Origin of the sequence: Staphylococcus sp. HMSC068C09, assembly GCF_001813735.1 — a bacterium.
Lineage (GTDB): Bacteria > Bacillota > Bacilli > Staphylococcales > Staphylococcaceae > Staphylococcus > Staphylococcus hominis.
In genome coordinates this window covers 1-3,974 of record NZ_KV813751.1, presented here as the reverse complement: position 1 = coordinate 3,974, position 3,974 = coordinate 1, and the positions used below count along the sequence as shown (strand labels likewise).

The window sequence follows — 3,974 nt, the reverse complement described above, 5'->3', positions numbered from 1 at the left end:
TTAGCTATATTTTTTTACTTTGCAACAGAACCGATTAGATGCTATAATTGTTATTAAAAGGATTGAAGGATGCTTAGGAAGACGAGTTATTAATAGCTGAATAAGAACGGTGCTCTCCAAATATTCTTATTTAGAAAAGCAAATCTAAAATTATCTGAAAAGGGAATGAGAATAGTGAATGGACCAATAATAATGACTAGAGAAGAAAGAATGAAGATTGTTCATGAAATTAAGGAACGAATATTGGATAAATATGGGGATGATGTTAAGGCTATTGGTGTTTATGGCTCTCTTGGTCGTCAGACTGATGGGCCCTATTCGGATATTGAGATGATGTGTGTCATGTCAACAGAGGAAGCAGAGTTCAGCCATGAATGGACAACCGGTGAGTGGAAGGTGGAAGTGAATTTTGATAGCGAAGAGATTCTACTAGATTATGCATCTCAGGTGGAATCAGATTGGCCGCTTACACATGGTCAATTTTTCTCTATTTTGCCGATTTATGATTCAGGTGGATACTTAGAGAAAGTGTATCAAACTGCTAAATCGGTAGAAGCCCAAACGTTCCACGATGCGATTTGTGCCCTTATCGTAGAAGAGCTGTTTGAATATGCAGGCAAATGGCGTAATATTCGTGTGCAAGGACCGACAACATTTCTACCATCCTTGACTGTACAGGTAGCAATGGCAGGTGCCATGTTGATTGGTCTGCATCATCGCATCTGTTATACGACGAGCGCTTCGGTCTTAACTGAAGCAGTTAAGCAATCAGATCTTCCTTCAGGTTATGACCATCTGTGCCAGTTCGTAATGTCTGGTCAACTTTCCGACTCTGAGAAACTTCTGGAATCGCTAGAGAATTTCTGGAATGGGATTCAGGAGTGGACAGAACGACACGGATATATAGTGGATGTGTCAAAACGCATACCATTTTGAACGATGACCTCTAATAATTGTTAATCATGTTGGTTACGTATTTATTAACTTCTCCTAGTATTAGTAATTATCATGGCTGTCATGGCGCATTAACGGAATAAAGGGTGTGCTTAAATCGGGCCATTTTGCGTAATAAGAAAAAGGATTAATTATGAGCGAATTGAATTAATAATAAGGTAATAGATTTACATTAGAAAATGAAAGGGGATTTTATGCGTGAGAATGTTACAGTCTATCCCGGCATTGCCAGTCGGGGATATTAAAAAGAGTATAGGTTTTTATTGCGATAAACTAGGTTTCACTTTGGTTCACCATGAAGATGGATTCGCAGTTCTAATGTGTAATGAGGTTCGGATTCATCTATGGGAGGCAAGTGATGAAGGCTGGCGCTCTCGTAGTAATGATTCACCGGTTTGTACAGGTGCGGAGTCGTTTATTGCTGGTACTGCTAGTTGCCGCATTGAAGTAGAGGGAATTGATGAATTATATCAACATATTAAGCCTTTGGGCATTTTGCACCCCAATACATCATTAAAAGATCAGTGGTGGGATGAACGAGACTTTGCAGTAATTGATCCCGACAACAATTTGATTAGCTTTTTTCAACAAATAAAAAGCTAAAATCTATTATTAATCTGTTCAGCAATCGGGCGCGATTGCTGAATAAAAGATACGAGAGACCTCTCTTGTATCTTTTTTATTTTGAGTGGTTTTGTCCGTTACACTAGAAAACCGAAAGACAATAAAAATTTTATTCTTGCTGAGTCTGGCTTTCGGTAAGCTAGACAAAACGGACAAAATAAAAATTGGCAAGGGTTTAAAGGTGGAGATTTTTTGAGTGATCTTCTCAAAAAATACTACCTGTCCCTTGCTGATTTTTAAACGAGCACGAGAGCAAAACCCCCCTTTGCTGAGGTGGCAGAGGGCAGGTTTTTTTGTTTCTTTTTTCTCGTAAAAAAAAGAAAGGTCTTAAAGGTTTTATGGTTTTGGTCGGCACTGCCGACAGCCTCGCAGAGCACACACTTTATGAATATAAAGTATAGTGTGTTATACTTTACTTGGAAGTGGTTGCCGGAAAGAGCGAAAATGCCTCACATTTGTGCCACCTAAAAAGGAGCGATTTACATATGAGTTATGCAGTTTGTAGAATGCAAAAAGTGAAATCAGCTGGACTAAAAGGCATGCAATTTCATAATCAAAGAGAGCGAAAAAGTAGAACGAATGATGATATTGACCATGAGCGAACACGTGAAAATTATGATTTGAAAAATGATAAAAATATTGATTACAACGAACGTGTCAAAGAAATTATTGAATCACAAAAAACAGGTACAAGAAAAACGAGGAAAGATGCTGTTCTTGTAAATGAGTTGCTAGTAACATCTGACCGAGATTTTTTTGAGCAACTGGATCCAGGAGAACAAAAACGATTTTTTGAGGAAAGTTATAAATTATTTTCCGAACGATATGGCAAGCAAAATATTGCTTATGCAACAGTTCATAATGATGAGCAAACCCCTCACATGCATTTAGGTGTTGTGCCTATGCGTGATGGAAAACTGCAAGGAAAAAATGTGTTTAATCGTCAAGAACTGTTATGGCTACAAGATAAATTCCCCGAGCATATGAAAAAACAGGGTTTTGAGTTGAAGCGTGGTGAACGTGGCTCTGACCGTAAACATATTGAGACAGCTAAATTTAAAAAACAAACTTTGGAAAAAGAGATTGATTTTCTAGAAAAAAATTTAGCAGTTAAAAAAGATGAATGGACTGCTTATAGCGATAAAGTTAAATCAGATTTAGAAGTACCAGCGAAACGACACATGAAAAGTGTTGAAGTGCCAACGGGTGAAAAGTCTATGTTTGGTTTGGGAAAAGAAATAATGAAAACAGAAAAGAAACCAACCAAAAATGTTGTTATATCGGAGCGTGATTATAAAAACTTAGTGACTGCTGCGAGAGATAACGATAGGTTAAAACAGCATGTTAGAAATCTCATGAGTACTGATATGGCGAGAGAATATAAAAAATTAAGTAAAGAACATGGGCAAGTTAAAGAAAAATATAGTGGTCTTGTAGAGCGATTTAATGAAAATGTAAATGATTATAATGAGTTGCTTGAAGAAAACAAGTCTTTAAAGTCTAAAATAAGCGATTTAAAGCGTGATGTGAGTTTAATCTATGAAAGCACTAAGGAATTCCTTAAGGAACGTACAGACGGCTTAAAAGCCTTTAAAAACGTTTTTAAGGGGTTTGTAGACAAGGTAAAGGATAAAACAGCACAATTCCAAGAAAAACACGATTTAGAACCTAAAAAGAACGAATTTGAACTAACTCATAACCGAGAGGTAAAAAAAGAACGAAGTCGAGATCAGGGAATGAGTTTATAAAATAAAAAAAGCACCTGAAAAGGTGTCTTTTTTTGATGGTTTTGAACTTGTTCTTTCTTATCTTGATACATATAGAAATAACGTCATTTTTATTTTAGTTGCTGAAAGGTGCGTTGAAGTGTTGGTATGTATGTGTTTTAAAGTATTGAAAACCCTTAAAATTGGTTGCACAGAAAAACCCCATCTGTTAAAGTTATAAGTGACTAAACAAATAACTAAATAGATGGGGGTTTCTTTTAATATTATGTGTCCTAATAGTAGCATTTATTCAGATGAAAAATCAAGGGTTTTAGTGGACAAGACAAAAAGTGGAAAAGTGAGACCATGGAGAGAAAAGAAAATCGCTAATGTTGATTACTTTGAACTTCTGCATATTCTTGAATTTAAAAAGGCTGAAAGAGTAAAAGATTGTGCTGAAATATTAGAGTATAAACAAAATCGTGAAACAGGCGAAAGAAAGTTGTATCGAGTGTGGTTTTGTAAATCCAGGCTTTGTCCAATGTGCAACTGGAGGAGAGCAATGAAACATGGCATTCAGTCACAAAAGGTTGTTGCTGAAGTTATTAAACAAAAGCCAACAGTTCGTTGGTTGTTTCTCACATTAACAGTTAAAAATGGGTTCTGTTGCAAAGTTGAATTTATAGTATA

The 3,974-nt window shown here is 36.2% G+C and carries 4 protein-coding genes; all 4 read left to right on the top strand.

The window, feature by feature from the left end:
- Positions 1-165 precede the first annotated feature (165 nt).
- Complete coding sequence (aadD1, locus tag HMPREF2930_RS02460) at positions 166-936, top strand: aminoglycoside O-nucleotidyltransferase ANT(4')-Ia (protein WP_001795128.1); 771 nt, start codon at positions 166-168, stop codon at positions 934-936.
- A gap of 216 nt (positions 937-1,152) precedes the next feature.
- Complete coding sequence (gene bleO, locus HMPREF2930_RS02455; RefSeq protein WP_001242578.1) at positions 1,153-1,557, top strand: bleomycin binding protein; 405 nt, start codon at positions 1,153-1,155, stop codon at positions 1,555-1,557.
- A 506-nt stretch (positions 1,558-2,063) separates the two neighbouring features.
- Positions 2,064-3,326, top strand: coding sequence for a MobV family relaxase (mobV, locus tag HMPREF2930_RS02450; RefSeq protein WP_000119405.1), 1,263 nt, complete (start codon positions 2,064-2,066; stop codon positions 3,324-3,326).
- A 244-nt stretch (positions 3,327-3,570) separates the two neighbouring features.
- Positions 3,571-3,974: protein rep (locus tag HMPREF2930_RS02445; protein WP_017175573.1), on the top strand; the 404-nt coding region annotated here is incomplete at its 3' end.